The sequence below is a fragment of the Plantactinospora sp. CA-290183 genome (assembly GCF_050936375.1).
Classification (GTDB): domain Bacteria; phylum Actinomycetota; class Actinomycetes; order Mycobacteriales; family Micromonosporaceae; genus Plantactinospora.
In genome coordinates this window covers 71,838-92,556 of record NZ_JBNJMX010000004.1, presented here as the reverse complement: position 1 = coordinate 92,556, position 20,719 = coordinate 71,838, and the positions used below count along the sequence as shown (strand labels likewise).

Below are 20,719 nucleotides of genomic sequence, written 5' to 3'. Positions count from 1 at the left end.
CGGCCGCGCCCGCGCGCGGCCGGCTCAGGTCCGGCGCATCACCGCCCGGACGGCCAGCGGGGCGAAGACGACCACGATGCCCAGGCCCCAGAGCAGCGAGGTGATGATCGGGCCGGACTCGGGGCCGGTGACCAGCAGCCCGCGCAGCGCGTCGGCGAGCTGGGAGACGGGGTTCACCTTCACCCAGGCCTGCAACCAGCCGGGCATGCTCTCGGTCGGTACGAAGATGTTGCTGGTGAAGGTCAGCGGGAAGATCACTATGAAGCCGAAGATCTGTACCTTCTCCGGCTCGCTGACCAGCACGCCGACCAGCACCGAGATCCAGGCGGCGGCCAGTGAGAAGGCGAGCAGCAGGGCGAACGCGCCGAGCACCCCGAGCACGCCGTTGCCGATCCGGAAGCCGAGGGCCATCCCGACGGCGAGCAGCAGCGCGATCGACCAGGCCTGCTTGACCGTGTCGGCGAGGATCCGGCCGGCCAGCGGGGCCCACCGGGCGATCGGCAGCGACCGGAGCCGGTCGAAGACTCCCTTGGTCAGGTCGCTGTTCAGCCCGAACCCGGTGGTCATGGTGGCGAAGAGCGCGTTCTGCACCATGATGCCGGGGAGCATGAACCGCAGGTAGTCGGTGGGGCTGTTCGCGATCGCCCCGCCGAAGACGTACGTGAAGAGCAGCACGAACATGATCGGCTGGATGCTCAGGTCGAGCAGTTCCATCGGGTTGTGCTTGATCTGGACCAGGCTGCGCCAGGCGAGCGTCATGGTGTGCTGGAGTCCGGCCAGCGGGCTGACCCGGCGGGTCGCGACCGGGATCGGGGTGGTGACGGCGGTCATGCCGGGGTTCCTTCCAGCTGGGCGGCCTCGTCCTGGGGGGTGTCGTCGTCGGCGCGGTGTCCGGTCAGGGAGAGGAAGACCTCGTCCAGGCTGGAGCCGCGCAGCGCGAGCTCGGCGACCACGATCTCGGCCTCGTCCAGCCGGCGTACCACCGTGGGCAGCACCCGGCCGTCGTTGACCGCCACCGTGGCGGTGTGCTGGCTCAGCTCCGGCTCGACGCCGGCCACCTCGCGCAGGATCGCCAGCACCACGGGCAGTTCCTCCGGGTCGCCCGGGCGGACAACCAGCGCCTGCCCGCCGGTCTTCGCCTTCAGCTCCTCCGGCGTGCCGTGCGCGATCACCCGGCCGTGGTCGATCACGGCGATCTCGTCGGCGAGCTGGTCCGCCTCCTCCAGGTACTGCGTGGTCAGCAGCACCGTCACCCCGGACTCGACGAGGTCCCGCACGATCCCCCACAGCTCGGTACGGCTGCGCGGGTCCAGCCCGGTGGTCGGCTCGTCGAGGAAGAGCACCCGGGGACGGCCGACCAGGCTCGCCGCCAGGTCGAGCCGGCGCCGCATGCCGCCGGAGTAGGTCTTGGCCGCCCGGTCCGCCGCGTCCGAGAGGTGGAAGTCGGCGAGGAGTTCCCGGGCCCGCCCCTTGGCCTCCGCCCGGGACATCCCGAGCAGCCGGCCGATCAGCAGCAGGTTCTCCGTCCCGGTGAGGGTCTCGTCGACCGAGGCGTACTGGCCGGTCAGGCCGATCAGCTGGCGGACCTGGTGTGCCTCGGCGAACACGTCGTGCCCGCCGATCGTCGCGGTGCCGGCGTCCGGCCGGAGCAGGGTGGCCAGCACCCGTACGGCGGTGGTCTTGCCCGCCCCGTTCGGGCCGAGCAGGCCGAACACGGTACCGGCGGGGACCGCCAGGTCGACTCCGGCCAGCGCGGTCGTGGCGCCGAAGCGCTTGACCAGCCCTTCGGCCCGGATCGCGTAACTCATGAATCCTTCTCCCGTCGCTTCACTGGTGTCACCACCGGCGTCCGACGGCGCTGGCCCGGGGCTGACACCGGCCGGCCGGCCGCTGACACCCGGCCGAGGGTACGCGGGCACCCCGCGCGAGGCCTCCGATTTCCGGGTGGAGTGGCCGTTCCGGGGATCCCCGTCGACCCTCGGTCGTAGCATGGCCGGAGTTCGGTGCAACCACCCTCGCACCGCTGGTCGGCGTCTCCGGGCGCCGCGGCGAAGGGAGGGTGGGCATGGCACCGGAGGTGGCGACCGGGCCGGTGTGGTCGCCGGCCGGACCGCCCGAGGCGGTGGCCCGGCGGCGGCTGGCGGCGCCGGTGGTCGCCGGCACCACCTACGCGCTCGCCCAGGCGGTGCTGCTGTTCTGGTGGGCCGCCCGCTATCCGGGCCTGTTCAGCCCCGACTCGCTGGACCACGTCTGGCAGGCGACCACCGGCGACTGGAACACCCACCACCCGATCAGCTACACCGCACTGGTCTGGCTGTCGATCCACCTCACCGGCGGGGTCGGTGCGCTGACCCTGGCCCAGACCTGCGCCCTGGCCGCCGGCCTGGCGTATGCGGTCACCGGCCTGCGCCGGCTCGGCGGCCCGACCTGGGGGTGGCTCGCCGCCGCGCTGACGGTCGTCGTGCTGCCGCCGGTCGGCACGTTCGTGGTCTGCGTCTGGAAGGACGTGCCGTTCGTCATCTGCCACGTCTTCCTGCTCGGCACCCTCGCCCGGCTGGTCGCCCGCCGCCGCGACGGCCCGCTGTTCTCCCGGCCGCTGTTCTGGGCGGCGCTGGTCGAGCTGACGCTGATCTGCCTGTTCCGGCAGAACGGTTTCCTGGTGGTCGCGATCGTCGCCGCGCTGGTGGCGCCGCTGGTCCGGGGCGCCGCCGTCCGGATCCTGCTGGCCGGGGTGGCGGCGGCCTCGGTCGCGCTGCTCACCAACTGGCTGCTGCTGCCCACGCTCGGCGTACGGGACAGCGATTCGATCGTGGCGTACGAGGCATTCCTGGGCGACCTCGCGATCGGGTACGCGCAGCGTCCGGCCGGGTTTCCCGCCGCCGACGTCGGGTTGCTGGCCCGGGTGGCGCCGCTGGCGCACTGGCGCGGGTCGGCGGACTGCCACACCGTCGACCCCACCGTGTACCACGTCGACTTCGACCGGCGGGTGGCGGCGGAGCACCGCGACGAGTTCCTGTCCGCCTGGCGGCGGCTGGCCGGCCGCGATCCGGGGACGGTATTGCGGGCCCGGGTCTGCCGGGGCTCGATCGCCTGGCGGCCCACCCCGGCCGGCGGGCTGCGGGGCAATCCGACCGCCTGGGCGCTCCCGGTCTACCTGGAACGCGATCCGCGCTTCGACCGGCCCGCGATCCGGAAGGTGGCCTACTCCCGGCCGCTCGGGGAGCCGGTCGCCGAGCTGGCCGACCGGCTCGCCGGGCGGATCAGCGGGCCGCAGTGGCTGCTGTGGCGGGGCGCCACCTGGGCCTATCTGGCGTACCTGACGGTCGGCCTGGTCGCCTGGCTGCGGCGGGACCGGTCGCTGCTCGCGCTGGCGGCGTTGAGCCTCGGCAACCAGCTCTCGGTGCTGGCGGTCAACAACGCGCAGGCGGCCCGGTACATGGCCGCCCCGTTCGTGCTCGGCGTGCTGCTGCTGCCCCTGGCGTTGGCCGGGCGGACGCCACCCGGCCCGGACCGGGAGGGCCCGGAGCGGGCCGGCGACCGGCCGGGCGCGGACCCGTCGGGCGGGCCGGCGTCCAGCGGCGGCTGGTCGGCGCTGCGGGTCACCGACCTGACCGTCGGTGCCGGCGCCGCGGCGGCGCCGGCCGGCCCGCCCGCGACCGGTGTCGCCGCCGATCCCGGGGCGGCGAACCCGGACGGGTCGGGCCCGGCCGTCCGGGTCAGGCCAGGTTGGAGGAGCGCGGGTAGGCGTCGCCGGGGTCGGTCAGCACGTTGACTAGGTACGGCACGCCGGCGTCGAACGCCCGCTCCAGGGCCGGGCGCAGGTCGGCGGCCTTCGCCACCGTCTCGCCGGCACCGCCGAGCGCGGTCACCACCTGGTCGTAGCGCAGCTCGGGCTGGAGGTCGGCGGCGACGTCGTAGCCGTACATGGCCCGCATCGGGTGCTTCTCCAGGCCCCAGATGCCGTTGTTGCCGACCACGATCACCACCGGCAGCTTCTGCCGGACCAGCGACTCGACGTCCATCAGCGAGAAGCCGGCCGCCCCGTCCCCCATCAGCACGCAGATCTGCCGGTCCGGGTAGCTGACCCGGGCTCCCATCGCGTAGCCCATGCCGGTGCCGAGGCAGCCGTACGGGCCGGGGTCGAGCCAGGTGCCGGGCTGCGCCGGTTCGAGATAGCGCCCGGCGTACGAGACGAAGTCGCCGCCGTCGCCGATGGTCACCGCGTCCGGGGCGAGGACCCGGCGCAGCTCGCCGTAGACCCGGGCCGGTTTGATCGGGTCGGTCTCCGCGGCCATCGCCTCGGCGTCCCGGGCCCGGGCGGCCTCCTCGGCGGTACGCAGGTCGGCGATCCACGACTCGTGGTCGGTACGGTCGCCGGGGTGTTCGGCCAGCGCGGTCAGGATCAGCCGCAGGTCACCGGCCGGGCTGACGGCCGGCTCGACGTGCCCGGCCCGCTGTGCGGGCGCGTCGACGACGTGCACCACCTTCGCGGCGCCGAAGTCGCCGAAGCCGAGCCGGAAGTCGAGCGGGGTGCCGACCACCACGACCAGGTCGGCGCCGCCGAGGGCGACCCGGCGGGCCTTGGCGAAGCCGAGCGGGTGCCCGGGCGGCAGGGCGCCCCGGCCCATCCCGTTGGTGAAGACCGGCACCCGCAGCGCCTCGACGGCCGCCCGCAGGGCCTCGACGGCGTCCCCGGCGTACACGTCGGAGCCGGCGATGATGACCGGGCGTTCGGCTCCGGCGATCAGTCGGGCGGCCTCGGCGACCTGCTCCGGGTCCGGTTCGACGGGCGCGATGGTGGCCGCCACGGGCGGGTCCGCCGCACCGGTGGAGAAGATCACCTCCAGTGGCAGGTCGAGGAAGACCGGCCCCCGGTGCGGGGTCAGCGCCTGGGCCAGCGCCGTCGAGACGGCACCCGCGACGTCGTCGGTCGAGTGCACGGTGGCCGCGTGCTTGGTCACCGGGGCGACCAGGGGTACGTGGTCGATCTCCTGGAGGCTGCCCGAGCCCCAGCGGAAGCCCGGCGCCCGGCCACCGAGCACCATGACCGGGGAGGCGTTGAAGAAGGCGCTGGTCAGCCCCGAGATGCCGTTGGTGACACCCGGCCCGGCGGTGAGTACGGCCAGCCCGGGGCGGCGCTGGAGTTTGGCGACCGCCTCGGCGGCGAAGACCGCGGACTGCTCGTGCCGGACGTCGTAGATCGGGAAGTCGGTGCGGTGCGCCGCGTCGTAGAGCGGGAAGACGTGCCCGCCGGAGAGGGTGAACATCTCCCGCACCCCGTACGCCCGCAGTGCCGCGAGGGCCAGCTCGCCGCCGTGTCCGTCGATCCGTCCGGTCATCGCCGCTCCTGTCATCCGCCTCGACTGCTGCGAGGTTACCGGCCGGTCGGAACGAACGTGAGAATGGCTCACCTGATGCTGGCGAAACCCGGCCCGGCGACTACCGCCCGGTGAAGTCCGGCTTGCGCTTCTCGACGAAGGCGGCCATTCCCTCGCGGCGGTCGTCGGTGGCGAAGAGCGCGGCGAAGAGCTGGCTCTCCCAGGCCAGCCCGGAGGCGAGGTCCAGGTCCAGGCCGCCGTCGACGGCCAGCTTCGCCGCCCGCAACGCCTGCGCCGGGCCGGTCAGGTACGGCCGGACCAGGGCGACCGCCTCCGCGTACACCTGGTCGGCCGGCACCACCCGGTCGGCGAGGCCGATCCGCAGCGCCTCGGCCGCGTCGACCATCCGGCCGGACATGACCAGGTCCTTGGCCCGGGCCGGGCCGACCAGCCGAGCCAGCCGCTGGGTGCCACCGGCGCCGGGGATGATGCCGAGCCTGATCTCCGGCTGGCCCAGCTTCGCGTCCTCGGCGACCACCCGCCAGTCACAGGCCAGCGCCAGTTCGCAGCCGCCGCCGAGGGCGTAGCCGGTGATCGCCGCGACCACCGGCTTGGGGATCCGGGCGATGGCGCCGAGCGCGTTGGAGAGTTCGACGGCCCGGCCGGCCATGTCCACGTACGACATGTCGGCCATCTCCTTGATGTCCGCGCCGGCCGCGAAGACCTTCTCCCCGCCGTACACGATGACGGCGCGGACGTCCGGGTTCGCGGAGAGTTCGGCCGCGGCGGTGCGCAACTCCTCCTGCACCCGCGTGTTGAGCGCGTTCATCGGCGGCCGGTCCAGCCGGATCGTGCCGATGCCGTCGCCGATCTCCACCCGGACCAGGTCGCCCACGCCACACCTCCACGTCGAAGCAGCGTGCCCACCCTAACGGGGCCGGCCGCGGGAGGGATAGCTGGCGTAGCGGCGGGGTAAAGTTCCTGGTAGGCGGAGCATACGTCGAGCCGGCGAGGACGTGACGGCGATGACCATCTACTACCAGGACCGGGCGGTACGGATCACCTCGGAGGCGATCCGGGTGGGGGGCCGGGCCTACCCGCTCGCCGAGGTCGGCCGGGTCTGGCACGTGCGGGGAGCCCGCTCCTGGGGCGCCGTCGCCGGCCGGGGCGCGCTGCTCGCGGCGATCGCGGGCCCGCTGGCCGCCGCCGCGCTCGGCATCCTGCTCGCGGTACGCCTGCACACCTCGCTCACCGTCACGATCGGCATCGTCGGGTTCTCGATCCTGCTCGGGCTGGCGGTCGCGCCGGCCGCCGACTACCTGCTCGAACACGTCGACCGCAGCTACACCCGGGGCAGCCACCAGCGGGAGATCTGGGTGCAGTGGCGGGGCGGCCCGGTCCGGCTGATCCGCACCGGCGACGCGATGCGGTTCGGCCGGATCTACCGGGCGCTGGAGCGGGCGGTGGAGCAGGCGTCGGTGACCGCCGCCGCCCGCCGCTGAGAAGATCACCCTGGCCTGCCGGTCCCGGCCGACGCACGCCGTCGCGACATCGCTTGATCTGACTTCTTGACTGTCTTCCGCCCGGCCTCCTACTGTTACCGGCAGGTTTCACGCGTATCCGCAGGTCCCGTGCGTAACAGGTCCCGCGTCACCGGCGGGCCCGGGGCGCGGAGCGATGCTCGGTCCCGTCCGCTGCGGCGCGCAGGAGACACGATGGCAGAGTCCCAGGCCCAGCAGATCCCGCCGCGATCCCGGCTCAGCCCGCCACTCACCCTCAGCCCGCCATTCACGCTCGGCCGGCGACGGCTGCTCGGCGGCGCCGCGTACGCGGCGGGCGCGCTCGCCGTACCGGCGGCGCTGGCCGGCTGTGAGAAGCCCGGCACCGGCGAGGACGGCGGCACGGTCACCCTCGGCTCCAACTACTCCGACGAGGTGCCGAAGAAGGCGCTCGCCGACCTGCTGGCCGCCTCCGAGCTGGACGTACGGGTGAACACCGTCGACCACAACACCTTCCAGGAAAACATCACCCGCTACCTCCAGGCGACTCCGGACGACGTCTTCACCTGGTTCGCCGGGTTCCGGATGCAGTACTTCGCCGCCCAGGGAATGGCCGCCGACCTCTCCGACGTCTGGGGCTCGGTCGGCGGCGGCTACTCGGCGGCGATGCGGACGGCGTCGACCGGCACCGACGGCAAGCAGTACTTCGTGCCGTTCACCTACTACCCCTGGGCCGTCTTCTACCGCAGGAGCGTCTTTGCCGAGCGTGGCTACCAGGTCCCGCGCACCTGGGACGACTTCACCGGGCTCTGCGCCCGGATGAAGCGCGACGGGCTGATCCCGATCGCCATGGCGGACAAGGACGGCTGGCCCGCCATGGGCACCTTCGACCACATCAACCTGCGCGCCAACGGCTACGACTTCCACGTCAGCCTGATGGCCGGCAAGGAGTCCTGGGAGGACGCCCGGGTCAAGCAGGTCTTCTCGCTCTGGCGGGAGCTGCTGCCGTACAGCCAGCCGGGGGCGAACGGGCGGACGTGGCAGGAGGCCGCGCAGTCGCTGGGCCAGAAGCAGACCGGGATGTACGTGTTCGGCCTCTTCGTGGGGCAGCAGTTCACCGGTGACGTGGCGGCCGATCTCGACTTCTTCCCGTTCCCGCAGATCGCCGAGGCGCACGGGCAGGACGCGGTGGAGGCCCCGATCGACGGGTTCATGGTCTCCAGCAAGGTGAAGAACCCGGACGGGGCGAAGGCACTGGTCCGCTACCTGGCCAGCGCGCAGGCGCAGGCGGCGTACCTGGGCAGCGACCCGAACAACGTGGCGACGCACAACGCGGCCGACACCAGCCGCTACACCGCATTGCAGAAGAAGGCGGTCGAGCTGGTCGGCGGCGCGAAGCAGATCTCCCAGTTCCTCGACCGGGACACCCGTCCCGACTTCGCCTCCACCGTGATGATCCCGTCGTTGCAGGGCTTCCTGAGCTCGCCGAACGACATCGACGGGCTCTGTCGGCGGATCGAGGCCCAGAAGAAGACGATCTTCGCCTCCTGAGGCGGCGACCGTGACCCTGATCCCGGCGGCCCCGCCGGACGGACCAGCCCCGGCGGACGGCCCCGCCCCGCCGGAGCGGCCCACACCCTCGGCGGCCGGCCCGACCGCGCCGGGAACCCGGCGGCGACGCCGGCGGGTGGGCCGGTTCACCCCGCGCGACATCGCGGTCATCGGGCTGCTGCTCGGCCTGCCGGTCCTGCTCGACCTGCTGCTGATCTGGGGTCCGGCGCTGGCCTCGATCGGGCTCTCGTTCACCTCCTGGAACGGCATCACCGACATCCGGTTCGTCGGGCTGGACAACTACGCCGACATCGTCGGCAACTATCCGCCGTTCTGGCCGGCGGTCCGGCACAACCTGGTCTGGCTGGCGTTCCTCGGCCTGGTCGCCACCCCGTTCGGGCTCTTCCTCGCCGTGCTGCTGGACCGGGAGATGCGGTTCACCCGCTTCTACCAGACCGCGCTCTACCTGCCGGTGGTGCTCTCGCTCGCGGTGGTCGGCTTCATCGCGCAGCTCATCTTCTCCCGCGACTACGGGGCCGCCAACGCGATCCTGGGCCGCACCGGGAATCCGATCGACTGGCTGGGCGACCCGTCGATCAACCTCTGGGCCGTCCTGCTGCTGGTCGGCTGGCGGCACGTCGGCTACGTGATGCTGCTCTATCTGGCCGGGTTGAAGGCCGTCGACCCGGCGCTCAAGGAGGCGGCCGCCATCGACGGCGCGAACGAGGCACAGACCTTCTTCCGGGTGGTCTTCCCCACGCTCCGCCCGGTCAACGTGATCGTGCTGGTGATCACCGTCATCGAGGCGCTGCGGGCGTTCGACGTGGTCTACGCGATCAACCGGGGACGCAACGGGCTCGAACTGCTCTCCGTGCTGGTCACCGACAACATCGTCGGGGAGGCCAGCCGGATCGGCTACGGCTCGGCGATCGCGGTGATCCTGCTGCTGATCTCGGTCGGCTTCATCGCCACCTACCTGGTGCAGGTCTTCCGCCGGGACGAGACATGAGCGCCCCGGCGACCGTCCGGCAGCCCGCGCGGAAGTCCCGCCGGCGGCCGGGCGGACCGCTGCGGGTGCTGATCCGGGTCTTCCTCTGGGTGGTCGCGGTCGGCTGGCTGGTACCGCTGCTCCTGCCGCTCTACGCCTCGCTGCGCCCGTACGCGGAGACCGCCGCCCAGGGCTACTTCTCGCTGCCCCGCACCATGAACTTCGACTACTACGTGCAGGCGTGGCGGGGCGGCAACCTGCCCACGCACTTCCGCAACACGCTGCTGGTCGCCGTACCGGCGGTGCTGTTGACGCTCTTCTTCGCCTCGTTCGTGGCGTTCCTCATCTCCCGCCGCCGGCTGCCCGGCGGGAAGCTGCTGCTGATCGGATTCACCGCCGGCAACCTGCTGCCCCAGCAGGTGGTGCTGACCCCGGTCTACCTGACGTACACGAAGATCCCTCTGCCCTGGTGGATGAGCTGGCCCTCCGAACTGGTCTACGACTCGTACTGGGGGATCATCGCCATCCACGTCGCCTTCCAGACCGGGTTCTGCGTCTTCGTGCTGAGCAACTACATGGACACCGTGCCGCGGGAGCTGATCGAGGCGGCCACCGTCGACGGCGCCGGGGTGTGGCGGCAGTACTGGCAGGTGATCCTGCCGCTGGTCCGGCCGGCGCTGGGCGCGCTCGGCACCCTGGAGTTCGCCTGGATCTACAACGACTTCCTCTGGGCGGTGGTGCTGATGTCCACCGGCGACAAGCTGCCGGTGACCAGCGCGCTGAACAATCTCCGGGCGGTCTACTTCACCGACTACAACCTGCTGGCCGCCGGTTCGATCCTGGTCGCCCTCCCCACCCTGATCGTCTTCTTCGTCCTCCAGCGCCAGTTCGTGTCCGGCCTCACCCTCGGTGCCAACAAGGGCTGAGTCGGGCCCTCGACGGTTGACAGCCGCGCTTTGCTGGAGTGGTGACGCTCTATTACCGGGACGACACGGTGCGGGTAACCTCCGACGCCATTCACGCCAACGGGCACGCCGTGCCGGTCGCCGCGGTGACGTACGTCTGGCACCTCCGGGGGACCGGCTCGGCCCGGACCCGGTCCCGGCTGCTCGGCCGGGGGGTGCTGATCTTCCTGCTCTCCATCCCGCCGCTGGTCGGCGTCGTCTGCGTGCTCTCGCTGGCCTACTCGGCCCAGGACCGGGGCGAGTGGCGGCTCGCCGCGATCATCCTCGCGGTCTGCGTGGTCGGCGCGCTCGCGCTCACGCCCTTCCTGGAACTGCCGCTGTACTGGCTGGACCGCTCCTACGAGCGCGGGGTCCGGGTGCACGAGCTCTGGGTGCAGTACCACAACCGGGAGGTGATGCTGCTGCGTACCTCGGACGCGCTGCGGTTCGGCCAGATCTACCGCGCGGTGCAGCGCGCCGTGGAACAGCAGGGCGGCGGTTGACGCCGCCGCGGAGGCGCTGCGACCCTGGCGCGGTGCTGAGATCGCCACTGCGCGGGATAGACGCCAGCTACCGGAGGCAGTCCGGCTGCGGCAGCAACTTCGCGATCGTCGTCGTCGACTTCGAGCCGGCCGGGGCGTACGAGTTCGTCGACGCCGCGCCGGGGCGGGTACCCGCCTGGGCGTCCGACTGGGCGTCCGACCCGGACCACCTGGCGCACCTGATGCGGGGCCACGACGACGACGTGCGGGAGTACAAACGGCTGCTGACCGACGCGATGCGGGCGGATCTCGGCCGCAGCCCCGTGCGGGTGGTGCTGACCCGGTTCGCTCACCACGAGGTCGACAGCAACGAGCGCGGCTTCGCCGTCGCCGCCCGGCGGGCGGTGCGGGAACTGCACCGACGGGTCCCGCTGCGACTTACCGCGCCGGTGCGCGGGGTGCACGCCCGGGACTCCGGGACCTACGCCCGGGGTCGGGGCGACTACTTCTCCGAGATCACCGTCGACTTCGAGCCGGCCGACGCGTACGAGTTCGTCAACCGGGCGGACCCGAGGCGGGTCTACCCGGAGGTGGTGGACGAGGTGGTCCGGGCCGAGATCGGCCCGACCCCGGTACGGGTGATCCTGACCGGCGGCGGGTGCGACAACGTGGACGAGGACCGCTTCGCGGAGGTGGTCCCGCGGGCGCTGCCGCACCTGCGCGCGCACCTGACCGAGGATCCCACAACGCCCCGACCGGCAGAGGCACCGCCGGCAGGGGCACCGCCGGCACGATCGGCCTGACGCGGGTCGGTGCCGCCGCCCGGCCTCACGGCGCGGACGAGCTGCCGTCCCTCCCCGGCTTCCCCTCCGTCCGGCGGGTGGGGGTCGGCGAGGACCGTGACCCGGCCGGCTTCCCGTCGGCGGGCGGCTTCTCCTCGGTGCGCGGTTCCGCCCCGGCGGTGGGGGCCGCCGGGGACCTGGCGGCGGCGACCGGCGGCACCGGGGCCTGGACCGCCGGGCGCGCGGCGTCGCCGACGTCGGTGCGGCCGAGGTGGGCCGGCGTGGGCAGCGCCGCGACGGGCTGGCCGGCGAGGGCCGCGGCGAGGACGTCCCGCCACAGCTCCAGCGGCAGGTCCTCGCCGTTGATCGGCCGCTCCCGCACGTCCCGCACCGGGCCGGGGGTGGACCGGCCGAGCCAGACCGCCACGGCGAGCTGCGGCGTGTAGCCGGCCATCCAGGCGTCCTGCACGTCGGTGGTGTTGCCGTACTGCTGGGTGCCGGTCTTCCCGGCGGCCGGGCGGCCCGGCACCCCGCCGTGGGCCTCCACGACGCCGCGCAGCACGGTGGTCACGTCCGCCGCCACCGCCGGGTCGAGTACCCGGGTGCGCTCCGGTTCCGCGGTGTAGCGGCGCTGGCCCCGGACGTCGTCGACCGACTCGACGACGTGCCGCTCGACCCGCTCCCCCTGGGCGGCCAGCGACGCGAAGACGCTCGCCACGTCGGCCGGGGCGACCGGATAGCGACCGACAGCGATGTCGGCCCGGGTACGCCCCGGCGCCGGCTCCTTGGCCGCGTCGACCAGGGTCGGCACGTCGCCGTACCGGGCCGGGACGCCGAGGGCCTGCGCCAGCCTCCGCACCCGGTCCGGGCCGACCCGCTCGGCCAGCGCGTAGTAGGGCGTGTTCAGCGACAGCTCCATCGCCCTGTCCAGCGGGCAGTCGGCGCACTGGAGGTCGCGGCGGTTGACCAGCGGCACCCCGTACCGGTCGGTGAACTGGCGCGGGCTGGTCCCGTCCCAGCGGGACCGGTAGGAGATCCCCTGACGCAGCGCCTCGGCCAGCACCACGGCCTTGAACGTCGAGGCCGGTGGCCGGGGCGCCCGCGCGTCGTCGAAGTACCCGCTGCCCCGGTCGCCGCCGTAGTAGGCCCGGACCCCGCCGGTACCCGGGTCGACCGCGACCAGCGCCGCGCGGAGCCCGAACGGCTGCGCGGCCAGTGCCGCACCGACCCGCTCGACGGTGGCGGCCTGGGCGGTGGCGTCGAGGGTGGTGACCACCCGGAGCCCGCCGCTGTGCAGCACCTGCCGGGAGATGCCCCGGTCGGCGAGTTCGCTCTCCACCGCGTCCACGACCAGCCCCAACGGGCCGCTTAAGGCGTCCCGGGTGGGCGACCGGTCGGCCACCACCGGGTACGGCCGTTCGCCCGCTCCCGGCTCCGCCCAGCCGAGCGACTCCATCGCCGTGACGATCCAGCGCCACCGGTCCTGCGCGGCGACCGGGTCCACCGCCGGGTCGAACCGCCACGGGTCCTTGATCAGCGCCGCCAGCACGGCACCCTGGTCCCGGGTCAGGCGGTCGACGGTGACCCCGAAGTACGCCCCGGCCGCCGCCTGGATCCCGTACGCCCCGCGCCCGAAGTAGATGGTGTTGAGGTACCGCTCCAGGATGGTGTCCTTGCCGTGCCGGCGTTCCAGCTTCGCGGCGAGCACCGCCTCCTTCGCCTTCCGGTCGGCGGTCACCTCCTGGCTCAGGTAGGCGTTCCGGGCGTACTGCTGGGTGATGGTCGAGGCGCCCTGGGTCTCGCCGCCGAGCAGGTCGGCCCGGATCGCCCGCAGGACGCCCCGGGCGGAGACGCCGGAGTGCTCGTAGAAGCCGCGGTCCTCGGCGGCGAGCACCGCCCGGCGTACCTCCGGCGGGATCTGCGACAGCGGCACGTCGGTGCGGTCGGCGACGCCGACCCGGGCCAGGATGGTCGTCCCGTCGCGGTAGTAGAGCACCGAGGCCTGCACCGGGCTGGGGTCGGCGGGCAGCGGCACCGAGCGGGCGTACCAGGCCAGCCCGCCGGCCGCGAGCAGCACCAGGACGAGGGCCGGTACGCCCCAGCGCAGCCACCGCCGCCGGTGCCGTACGAAGATCCGGACCGCCAGCGACCGTCCGGCCCGGCGCAGCGTGGGCCAGAGGTCGCCCGCGACCCGCCTCACCGGGCGCCGCCGATCCGGCCGAGCGCGTCGGCGCCGGCCTCGGTGCCGGGCCGCCCCGACGCGCGGGCCGCGAGGACCCTGCTCGCCACCTCGGCGCAGGTCCGGCCGCCGTGGTCGAGGCCGCCCAGCGCCGCCGGATAGCGGGTCTGCACCGCCAGCACCCAGTCGTCGGAGACGGCCAGGCAGTTGACCGCCCACCGTCCCTCGTTGACGTGCAGCGTCCAACCGTTCTTGATCGCCAGCCCGTCCCGTTGCGCGGCCGGCAGCGCCGAGACGATGCCGAAGTATCCCTCGCCCCGGACCCGCCGCATCTGCTCCAGCACCCACTTCGTCCACCTCGGACCCGCGGCACGCCCGTCGGCGAGGCAGCCGCCCATCCGGGCGGCGTCCCGGGCCGACATCCGGGTCAGCGACCACCAGCCGGGCCGTACCGTCGTCTCGGTCAGGCCGCAGATCGAGATCAGGCGTTGCACGACCGCGTCCGCGCCGTTGCGCTGGTAGATCACCTCGGCGGCGTGGTCGTCACTGTCCCGGATCATCGCGGAGAGCGCCGCGATCTCGTCCGGGTGCGGCCGGATCCGCCGCTCGGCGAGCCGGCGCAGGTCGTCGGCGGCGATCCACACCTTGATCATCGACTCGGCGGTGTAGGTCTCGGCCGCCTCGGCGGAGGTGCGCAACTCCCCCGTGGCCAGGTCCAGCAGCGCCCATGCCGACCGGCCGGGATCCACCGGCGGCTCGGCGTGCAGCGCCCGCCACCGGTGCACCACGACCACGACCATGGACGCCAGCACCGCCGCGAGCGCGCCGGCCAGCAGGAGGCGCAGGGTCCGACGCCACGTCCGATGCCGTCGGACCGGCCGCGCAGGGTCGGGGGCGGCCGGCGGGGCGGTTTCCCGGTGTACGACCGTTGCGGTGTCCAATCAGCGCTCCCGGCCCGCGACCGGCGCCGGAGCGTCCGGTCGTGGAGCTGGGCCCGGAACTTCCCATCGAATCATGATCATTCCCCCAGGCTCTCCGACGACTACTAATACGACGGCCGGCTCCGCCGTGTTGCCTGTCGAGGCGAGGCAATCCGCCACCGCTGGCCGAATTTCCCCGCACCCGGGACGTTTCCGCAGGTAACGCACGCGACGCCGTCGGCGGTGGCGGCCACAGTGAGGTGTGATGGCGCGGGGTGGGTTCGGTGAGAGCCGGCAGATCGGGTGCGCGGTCGACGGGCTGGCGGGGTCCGGCGTTCAGCCCGTCGGCATGACGTCGTCCCCGACGGCCGTCAGCCAGGCACCGGCGAGCCGGATCCGCTCGCAGTCCGGCAGTCCGCACGGTCGACACCCGTCGACGGTGCGCGGCCAGTGGGTGAGCACCACCTGGCGAGCCACGACGGTCACCGATCGACGGTCGACGGTCCGGACCTGCTGATCGGAGACGAGCACCCACAGGGCCCACTCGGCGGTCGGGCACCAGGCGTCGCGACACTCACCGCAACCCCGACCCTCGGCGTGCCGGCCGATCGCGTGCCGCGCCCAGTCGATTGCCAGGCCCGGCACACCCTCCGGCACCATGCTCACCGGTGCACCGCCCGGTCCAGCACGTCGGTCGGCGCCATGAGCTGTAGACAGGGCGGATGCGGTTCGACCGGCTCCCGCCGACACGCCGGATGCCGGTGACCGGCCACCCAGACCCACCGCCGGTCGCCGACCTCCCGGGTCACGTTGCGGTGAACGCGAGTCACCGTCATCTCCAGGTACGCGCCATCGCGCACCGTGGCGCAGTGGGTCCACTCGTGCGGCCACAGCCGCAGCACCGTCCCCTCCGGCACCTCCGGAATGTCCGTGCCGGGCGTGATGTGTGGCGGTCGGGGGCTCACCGCCGGCCACCGACCCTGCGCCAGCGGCCGCCGTCCCAACCGGTAGTCCCGCACCCGCGCCCGGACACGCCACCAGCGCCGGGTCCACGACATTCGCATCGACACCGCTCTCCGCTCGCGGCGCCCCGGATCCCCGATCACGAAGCGCCGCTGGAACCTGAGCCGGGACCGGCCGGGCCGCGAGAGGGGAATCGGCCCGGCCGGCCAGGGCGCTCGGGTTGCGACCGGTGCGACGACACACCGCCCGCGCGCCCCAATCCGTAGCCTTACGGCAACCGAGAGTCGCGGCCAGGGTGGTCCTGTCCGCCAGCACCGGTAGCTGTCCGCTGCGGGAGACTCAGCAGTCCGGACGGTACGTCTCGTAGGCGTCGCGGAGATTCCTGGCCTCGCGGATCCCGGTCGCCTCGACCGCGCGGAGCACCTCGGTGGCGCGCCACCAGTTCGACGCCACCACCCGGCCGGAGATGATCGCGTCCTCCGCGACGACGGACGCCTCGTCCGGCTTGCTCGCCGCCAACAACGCAAGACCCAGATCCAGCCGCGCCGAGGCGACCCGTCTCGGCCGGTCCAGACCGTCCAGGTCTGAGATGACGGCCCGCGCGCACTCCTCGGCGGCCGGATCGCCGGCCCAGGCCAAGGTCGTCGCGGTGTAGGACAGTGCCTTGCCGGGGTCGTACCGATAGTGGTGCTCGGGACGTTCGGGCGTCGGCAACGGAGACACCAGCCGGGCCAGCCGGGCCAACACCCTCCGAGTCTCCCGCCGGTAGCCCATCCGCGCCCACGCCCGCCCCTGCTGCGCGGTCGCCTGGATGTACGCCGAACTGCCCCGCGGGGCGACCACCTGCGCCTGTTGGGACAGATCAAGCGCCTGACGGTACTCGCCGTCGGTCAGCACCTCCCAGGCCCGGGTCTCCAGGCACCACGCCTGGATCTCCCGATGCTCCGCCTGGCGGGCCATCCGCGCCGCCGTACTCAGGTGGATATCGGCTGCCGCCCGATGCCGCAGGTCGATGTGCACCGTGGCCCGCAACAGGGCCAGCCAGCCACCGGCCACGAGCAGGCGCCGACGCTGGTCGAGAGTGGCCCGGACCTCCAGCAGACCGGCGACCTGGGACAGCTGCCGACGGATCAGCGGCAGCAGGTCGTGCGGCGGTGTGGTGGCGTACCCGCTCGCCAGGTCGTCCACGGCGCACTCGATGTGATCCAGTACTTCCGCGGTGACGTCACTGGCCTCGACCAGACGGGCCAACTCCACCGCCTCCGCCTCGTCCCGGGCCGACGGTGCCGGATGCACGAGGGCGGCGAGCCGGCCATCCGCTCCCAGCACGTGATCGAGGTGGCGGGCGACCTCGGCGCTCGGCCGCTTGCGTCCGGTCTCCAACTCGTGCAGGTGGCTCTTCGCACGGTGCGCGCGTCGTCCCAGCTCCCGCAGCGACAGGCCGCGCTCGGACCGAAGCCGGCGCAGGAGCTGACCGAAGTACGGATCCTCGTCAGACACCACGTACCCACCCCAGGTAGCTGACCGGGCGGCACATTGCACCGGTTACCGGCCGGGACTGGCTGCCGGTTCGAACGCTACACCGCCCCGTACGCATCGCAGGAGCGCATCGACCCGGCCGGTCGCGGCACGGCGGCCGGGCGGGTGGGTGGGTGTGCCCCGTTTGTGCGGGCAGGTCTACAGGTCGTGCCCGGGGTACATGGTCCGCGTCCGTCCAGGCGCGCGCGCCGACGCGCATCCGGGTCGATCGGACACGGCACCCACGGGCCCAGGGGTCACGCCGGCACCACACCCGGGCGGCGCAGGTCGTCGACCTCGACGACCTCCCGGCCCAGCGGCCAGAAGGCGGCCGGCACCAGCTTGAAGTTCGCCACCCCGAACGGGATCCCGATGATCGTGACGCAGAGCCCGACGCCCGCGACGATGTGCAGGAGGGCGAGCCACCAGCCGGCAAGCACCACCCAGAGCACGTTGGCCAGCCCGGAGCCGAGCCCGGCGTCCGGCCTGGCCACCAGGGTCCGCCCGAACGGCCAGAGCGAGTAGTAGGCCAGCCGGAGCGCGGCGACCCCGAACGGGATCGTCACGATCAGCGCGAAGCAGATCAGCGCCGCGATCCCGTACCCGATCGCGAGCGCGATGCCGCTGCCGAAGACCAGCCAGAGCAGGTTGAGCACGAATCGCACCATGCCGCCATGGTGCGCCCCACGATCAAGGGGTCCGGCACCGGCCGACCCAGCGCCGGTCAGACCGCCGGGACGTAGAGTTCGTCGATCTCGGCGCGGAGCGGCAGCGCGACCGAGGCGCCCAGTCGCCGGGCGCAGGCCGCACCGGCCGCGCTCGCCCAGTGGACCGCGTCAAGCAGCTCGCGGTCCTCGCCCCAGGCCACCGCCAGCGCACCGGTGAACGCGTCGCCGGCCGCCGTCGAGTCGACCAGCTCCACCGTGACCGCCGGCACGTGCGTGGCGGTGCCGTCCCGGTCGCCGTACCAGGCGCCGTGCCGACCCAGGGTCAGCACCGCCCGAGGCACCACCGACAGCAGCGCCTCGGGCTCCTCGCGGCCGGTGATCGCCCTCGCCTCCGCCTCGTTCACCACGAGCAGGTCGACCAGGTCGAGCAGCTCGGCGGGGACCATCTGCGCAGGGGCGGCGTTGAGCAGCACCCGGGTGCCGGCGGCGCGGGCAGCCCGGGCCGCCTCGGTCACCGTGTCGACCGGGATCTCCAGCTGCGCGACGAGGACGTCCGCCTCCCGTACGGCGGAGAGCTCGCTCTCGGTCAGCCCCCGGAACGCGGAGTTGGCGGCCGGAGTGACCACGATGGTGTTCTCGCCGTCCGCGTCCACCGTGACCACCGCCACGCCGGAGGCGCCGTAGACCACCCGGAGCCGGTCGGTGTCCACCCCGGCGGCGGCGATCCGGGCCTTCAGGGTCACCCCGAAGGAGTCCGAGCCGATGGCGCCGAGCAGGGCGGCGGCCCCGCCGGCCCGGCTGGCCGCGATCGCCTGGTTGGCGCCCTTGCCGCCGGCCACCATCACGAAGTCGGTACCGAACACCGTCTCGCCCGGCTTCGGCAGGACCTCGGTGGTCACCATCAGGTCCATGTTCGCGCTGCCCATGACGACGACCCGTGGCGGATTCACCCGCACCTCCCGTTCGGTGACTGCCCGAGTCTAGAGGCGCCGTGGCGGTATCATCTGGCAGGCTGCCTCCATGGGACACATGCCTATCGGCGTCATGTACCGCTGCGACACCGCCCCCGAGCAGCTTCCGGCGTACGCCCGGCTGGTGGAGCGGCTGGGCTACGACGAGCTGTGGGTGGTCGAGGACTGCTTCTTCGGCGGCGCCGTCTCCGCCGCCGCCGTGGCCGCTGCGGTGACCGACAACCTCACGATCGGCATCGGCATCCTGCCGGCGGCGTTCCGCAATCCCGCGCTGGCCGCGATGGAGCTGGCGAACCTCGCCCGGATCTTCCCCGGCCGGATCCTGCCCGGCTTCGGCCACGGCATGGAGGACTGGGTCCGCCAGGTCGGTGCGGCCCACCCCTCGCCGCTCGCGGTGCTCGGCGAGACCGTCACCGCGGTACGCGCGCTGCTGGCCGGGGAGACCGTCACCGTCGCCGGCCGGCACGCCCGGCTCTCGGAGGTGGCGCTGGAGTTCCCGCCCGAGCAGCCGCCCCTCATCTCGACCGGGGTACGCAACGAGAGGTCCCTGCGGCTCTCCGGCCGGGTCGCGGACGGCACGATCCTCGCCGAGTGCGCGAGTCCGGCGTACGTCCGGTGGGCGCGGGGGCTGATCGACGAGGGCCGCCGGGAGGCCGGCCGCACCGACGACCACCGGCTCACCGTCTACGCCCACCTGGACTTCGACGACGCCCGGGTGCACGCCCGCCGGGAGATCGCCGCCCGGCTCGCCGACGCCGCGCCGATGTCCCCGGCCGACGCCGACCTGGTCGAGGAGATCACCAAGCTGCGGGCGTCGGCCCCCGGCCTCGACGCGCTGGCCGCGGCGCTGCCGGAGAGCTATCTCGACCGGTTCGCCGCCGCCGGCAGCGTCGAGCAGTGTGTGGCCTCGGTGGCCCGGCTGCGGGAGGCGAGCGCGGACGCGGTGGTCTTCATCCCGCCCCGGGACAACCGGTTCGCGGTCGCCCAGGTCACGCTGGCGGCCGAGTCGCTGCTGCCGGCGCTGCGCGGCGTGACGACGACGGCCTGACGCGGGGACGGGGCGCGCTCAGGCGGCCCGCGCCGTGAACCGCTCGCCGGCCCGGTCGACCACCAGGGGGACACCGAAGGTCTTGGAGAGGTGTTCCCCGGTGACCGTCTCGGTGAGCGGCCCCTGCGCCACGACGCCGCCCTCGCGCAGCAGCAGGGCGTGGGTGAAGCCCGGCGGGATCTCCTCGACGTGGTGGGTGACCAGCACCAGGGCCGGGGCGTCCGGGTCCTGGGCCAGCTCCGCCAGCCGGGCCACCAGGTCCTCCCGACCGCCCAGGTCCAGCCCGGCCGCCGGCTCGTCCAGCAGCAGCAGCTCCGGGTCGGTCATCAGCGCCCGGGCGATCTGCACCCGCTTGCGCTCCCCCTCGGAGAGGGTCCCGTACACCCGGTCGGCGAGCGCCTCGACACCGAGCTGGCCCAGCAGGCCCCGGGCCCGCGCCTCGTCCATCTCGTCGTACTGCTCGCGCCAGCGCCCGACCACCGACCAGGCCGCGGTCAGCACCACGTCCCGGACCCGCTCGTCGGCCGGGATCCGCTCGGCCAGTGCCGCCGTGGTCAGCCCGATCCGGGTACGCAGCTCGGCCAGGTCGGTGCGGCCGACCCGCTCGCCGAGCACGTGCACGTGCCCGCTGGTCGGGTGCAGCCGGCCGGACGCCAGGTTGAGCAGCGTGGTCTTGCCGGCGCCGTTGGGCCCCAGCACCACCCAGCGCTCGTCCAGCTCCACCCGCCACGTCACGTCGCGCAGCAGCGGGCTGCCGGAGCGCAGCACGGCGACCCCGTCGAGGTCGATCACGACGTCCGGGTCCGGCGGGGTGGGGGTGGGCTCGTCAGGCACCCATCCATCCAACCACGCACCTGCGCGCCCCCCACGCCCACCGTCCGACCCGGG

At 73.5% G+C, this 20,719-nt stretch carries 20 protein-coding genes; 8 read left to right on the top strand and 12 right to left on the bottom strand.

Features of this window, described 5'->3' with window-relative positions; all coding sequences use genetic code 11:
* Positions 1 to 24 precede the first annotated feature (24 nt).
* Together ACQEUR_RS11220 and ACQEUR_RS11215 are read right to left on the bottom strand one after the other, a co-directional pair.
* Positions 25 to 831: an ABC transporter permease gene (locus tag ACQEUR_RS11220; protein WP_433029177.1), complete on the bottom strand. Its 807-nt coding sequence runs from the start codon at positions 829 to 831 to the stop codon at positions 25 to 27.
* On the bottom strand, positions 828 to 1,808 hold the full coding sequence (locus ACQEUR_RS11215; RefSeq protein ID WP_433029175.1) for an ATP-binding cassette domain-containing protein: 981 nt from the start codon (positions 1,806 to 1,808) through the stop codon (positions 828 to 830). The genes ACQEUR_RS11220 and ACQEUR_RS11215 overlap by 4 nt, the downstream gene beginning before the upstream one ends.
* A gap of 257 nt (positions 1,809 to 2,065) precedes the next feature.
* Here ACQEUR_RS11215 and ACQEUR_RS11210 point away from each other — a divergent pair, with 257 nt between their 5' ends.
* Positions 2,066 to 3,772, top strand: coding sequence for a hypothetical protein (locus tag ACQEUR_RS11210; protein WP_433029173.1), 1,707 nt, complete (start codon positions 2,066 to 2,068; stop codon positions 3,770 to 3,772).
* Here ACQEUR_RS11210 and ACQEUR_RS11205 read toward each other — a convergent pair.
* Both ACQEUR_RS11205 and ACQEUR_RS11200 read right to left on the bottom strand, forming a co-directional pair.
* Positions 3,717 to 5,339: an acetolactate synthase gene (locus tag ACQEUR_RS11205; protein ID WP_433029171.1), complete on the bottom strand. Its 1,623-nt coding sequence runs from the start codon at positions 5,337 to 5,339 to the stop codon at positions 3,717 to 3,719. The genes ACQEUR_RS11210 and ACQEUR_RS11205 overlap by 56 nt on opposite strands.
* A gap of 100 nt (positions 5,340 to 5,439) precedes the next feature.
* A complete protein-coding gene (locus ACQEUR_RS11200) occupies positions 5,440 to 6,213 on the bottom strand; it encodes an enoyl-CoA hydratase/isomerase family protein (RefSeq protein WP_433029169.1) in 774 nt (257 codons plus the stop codon).
* A 130-nt stretch (positions 6,214 to 6,343) separates the two neighbouring features.
* Here ACQEUR_RS11200 and ACQEUR_RS11195 point away from each other — a divergent pair, with 130 nt between their 5' ends.
* The 6 genes from ACQEUR_RS11195 (at position 6,344) to ACQEUR_RS11170 (ending at position 11,585) form a co-directional block, all read left to right on the top strand.
* Positions 6,344 to 6,820, top strand: a complete 477-nt coding sequence (locus ACQEUR_RS11195; protein ID WP_433029167.1) for a DUF6232 family protein — start codon at positions 6,344 to 6,346, stop codon at positions 6,818 to 6,820.
* Positions 6,821 to 7,033: 213 nt separating this feature from the next.
* Positions 7,034 to 8,368, top strand: a complete 1,335-nt coding sequence (locus ACQEUR_RS11190; protein ID WP_433029166.1) for an ABC transporter substrate-binding protein — start codon at positions 7,034 to 7,036, stop codon at positions 8,366 to 8,368.
* Between the two features lie 10 nt (positions 8,369 to 8,378).
* A complete protein-coding gene (locus ACQEUR_RS11185; RefSeq protein ID WP_433029164.1) occupies positions 8,379 to 9,377 on the top strand; it encodes a carbohydrate ABC transporter permease in 999 nt (332 codons plus the stop codon).
* On the top strand, positions 9,374 to 10,282 hold the full coding sequence (locus ACQEUR_RS11180) for a carbohydrate ABC transporter permease (RefSeq protein WP_433029163.1): 909 nt from the start codon (positions 9,374 to 9,376) through the stop codon (positions 10,280 to 10,282). The genes ACQEUR_RS11185 and ACQEUR_RS11180 overlap by 4 nt, the downstream gene beginning before the upstream one ends.
* 41 nt (positions 10,283 to 10,323) lie before the next feature.
* The gene (locus ACQEUR_RS11175; RefSeq protein WP_433029161.1) at positions 10,324 to 10,803 is read left to right on the top strand and encodes a DUF6232 family protein; all 480 of its coding nucleotides are present in this window, start codon (positions 10,324 to 10,326) and stop codon (positions 10,801 to 10,803) included.
* 32 nt (positions 10,804 to 10,835) lie between these two features.
* Positions 10,836 to 11,585 carry a hypothetical protein gene (locus tag ACQEUR_RS11170; RefSeq protein WP_433029159.1) on the top strand — a complete coding sequence of 250 codons (750 nt, stop codon included), beginning with the start codon at positions 10,836 to 10,838 and terminating at the stop codon, positions 11,583 to 11,585.
* 25 nt (positions 11,586 to 11,610) lie between these two features.
* On the opposite strand, the gene ACQEUR_RS11165 is transcribed toward ACQEUR_RS11170, so the two are convergent.
* From ACQEUR_RS11165 to ACQEUR_RS11135, 7 genes are all read right to left on the bottom strand, one after another.
* Entirely contained in the window at positions 11,611 to 13,764 is a 2,154-nt protein-coding gene (locus tag ACQEUR_RS11165) for a transglycosylase domain-containing protein (protein WP_433029157.1), read from the bottom strand.
* Positions 13,761 to 14,684, bottom strand: coding sequence for a serine hydrolase (locus tag ACQEUR_RS11160; RefSeq protein ID WP_433029155.1), 924 nt, complete (start codon positions 14,682 to 14,684; stop codon positions 13,761 to 13,763). The genes ACQEUR_RS11165 and ACQEUR_RS11160 overlap by 4 nt, the downstream gene beginning before the upstream one ends.
* A gap of 315 nt (positions 14,685 to 14,999) precedes the next feature.
* On the bottom strand, positions 15,000 to 15,329 hold the full coding sequence (locus tag ACQEUR_RS11155) for a hypothetical protein (RefSeq protein WP_433029153.1): 330 nt from the start codon (positions 15,327 to 15,329) through the stop codon (positions 15,000 to 15,002).
* Complete coding sequence (locus tag ACQEUR_RS11150; protein ID WP_433029151.1) at positions 15,326 to 15,733, bottom strand: hypothetical protein; 408 nt, start codon at positions 15,731 to 15,733, stop codon at positions 15,326 to 15,328. Before ACQEUR_RS11150 ends, ACQEUR_RS11155 begins: the two co-directional genes overlap by 4 nt.
* Positions 15,734 to 15,965: 232 nt before the next feature.
* Positions 15,966 to 17,129, bottom strand: a complete 1,164-nt coding sequence (locus ACQEUR_RS11145) for a helix-turn-helix domain-containing protein (protein ID WP_433029149.1) — start codon at positions 17,127 to 17,129, stop codon at positions 15,966 to 15,968.
* Positions 17,130 to 17,401: 272 nt separating this feature from the next.
* Positions 17,402 to 17,812, bottom strand: a complete 411-nt coding sequence (locus ACQEUR_RS11140; protein WP_433029147.1) for a YccF domain-containing protein — start codon at positions 17,810 to 17,812, stop codon at positions 17,402 to 17,404.
* Positions 17,813 to 17,868: 56 nt separating this feature from the next.
* Positions 17,869 to 18,762 carry a ribokinase gene (locus ACQEUR_RS11135; protein ID WP_433029145.1) on the bottom strand — a complete coding sequence of 298 codons (894 nt, stop codon included), beginning with the start codon at positions 18,760 to 18,762 and terminating at the stop codon, positions 17,869 to 17,871.
* Positions 18,763 to 18,832: 70 nt separating this feature from the next.
* Between ACQEUR_RS11135 and ACQEUR_RS11130 the strand changes: the two genes are divergently transcribed.
* Positions 18,833 to 19,831, top strand: coding sequence for an LLM class flavin-dependent oxidoreductase (locus tag ACQEUR_RS11130; protein ID WP_433029143.1), 999 nt, complete (start codon positions 18,833 to 18,835; stop codon positions 19,829 to 19,831).
* An 18-nt stretch (positions 19,832 to 19,849) separates the two neighbouring features.
* Here the strand turns inward: ACQEUR_RS11130 and ACQEUR_RS11125 are convergent, their stop codons facing one another.
* The gene (locus ACQEUR_RS11125) at positions 19,850 to 20,665 is read right to left on the bottom strand and encodes an ABC transporter ATP-binding protein (protein WP_433029141.1); all 816 of its coding nucleotides are present in this window, start codon (positions 20,663 to 20,665) and stop codon (positions 19,850 to 19,852) included.
* Positions 20,666 to 20,719 lie beyond the last annotated feature (54 nt).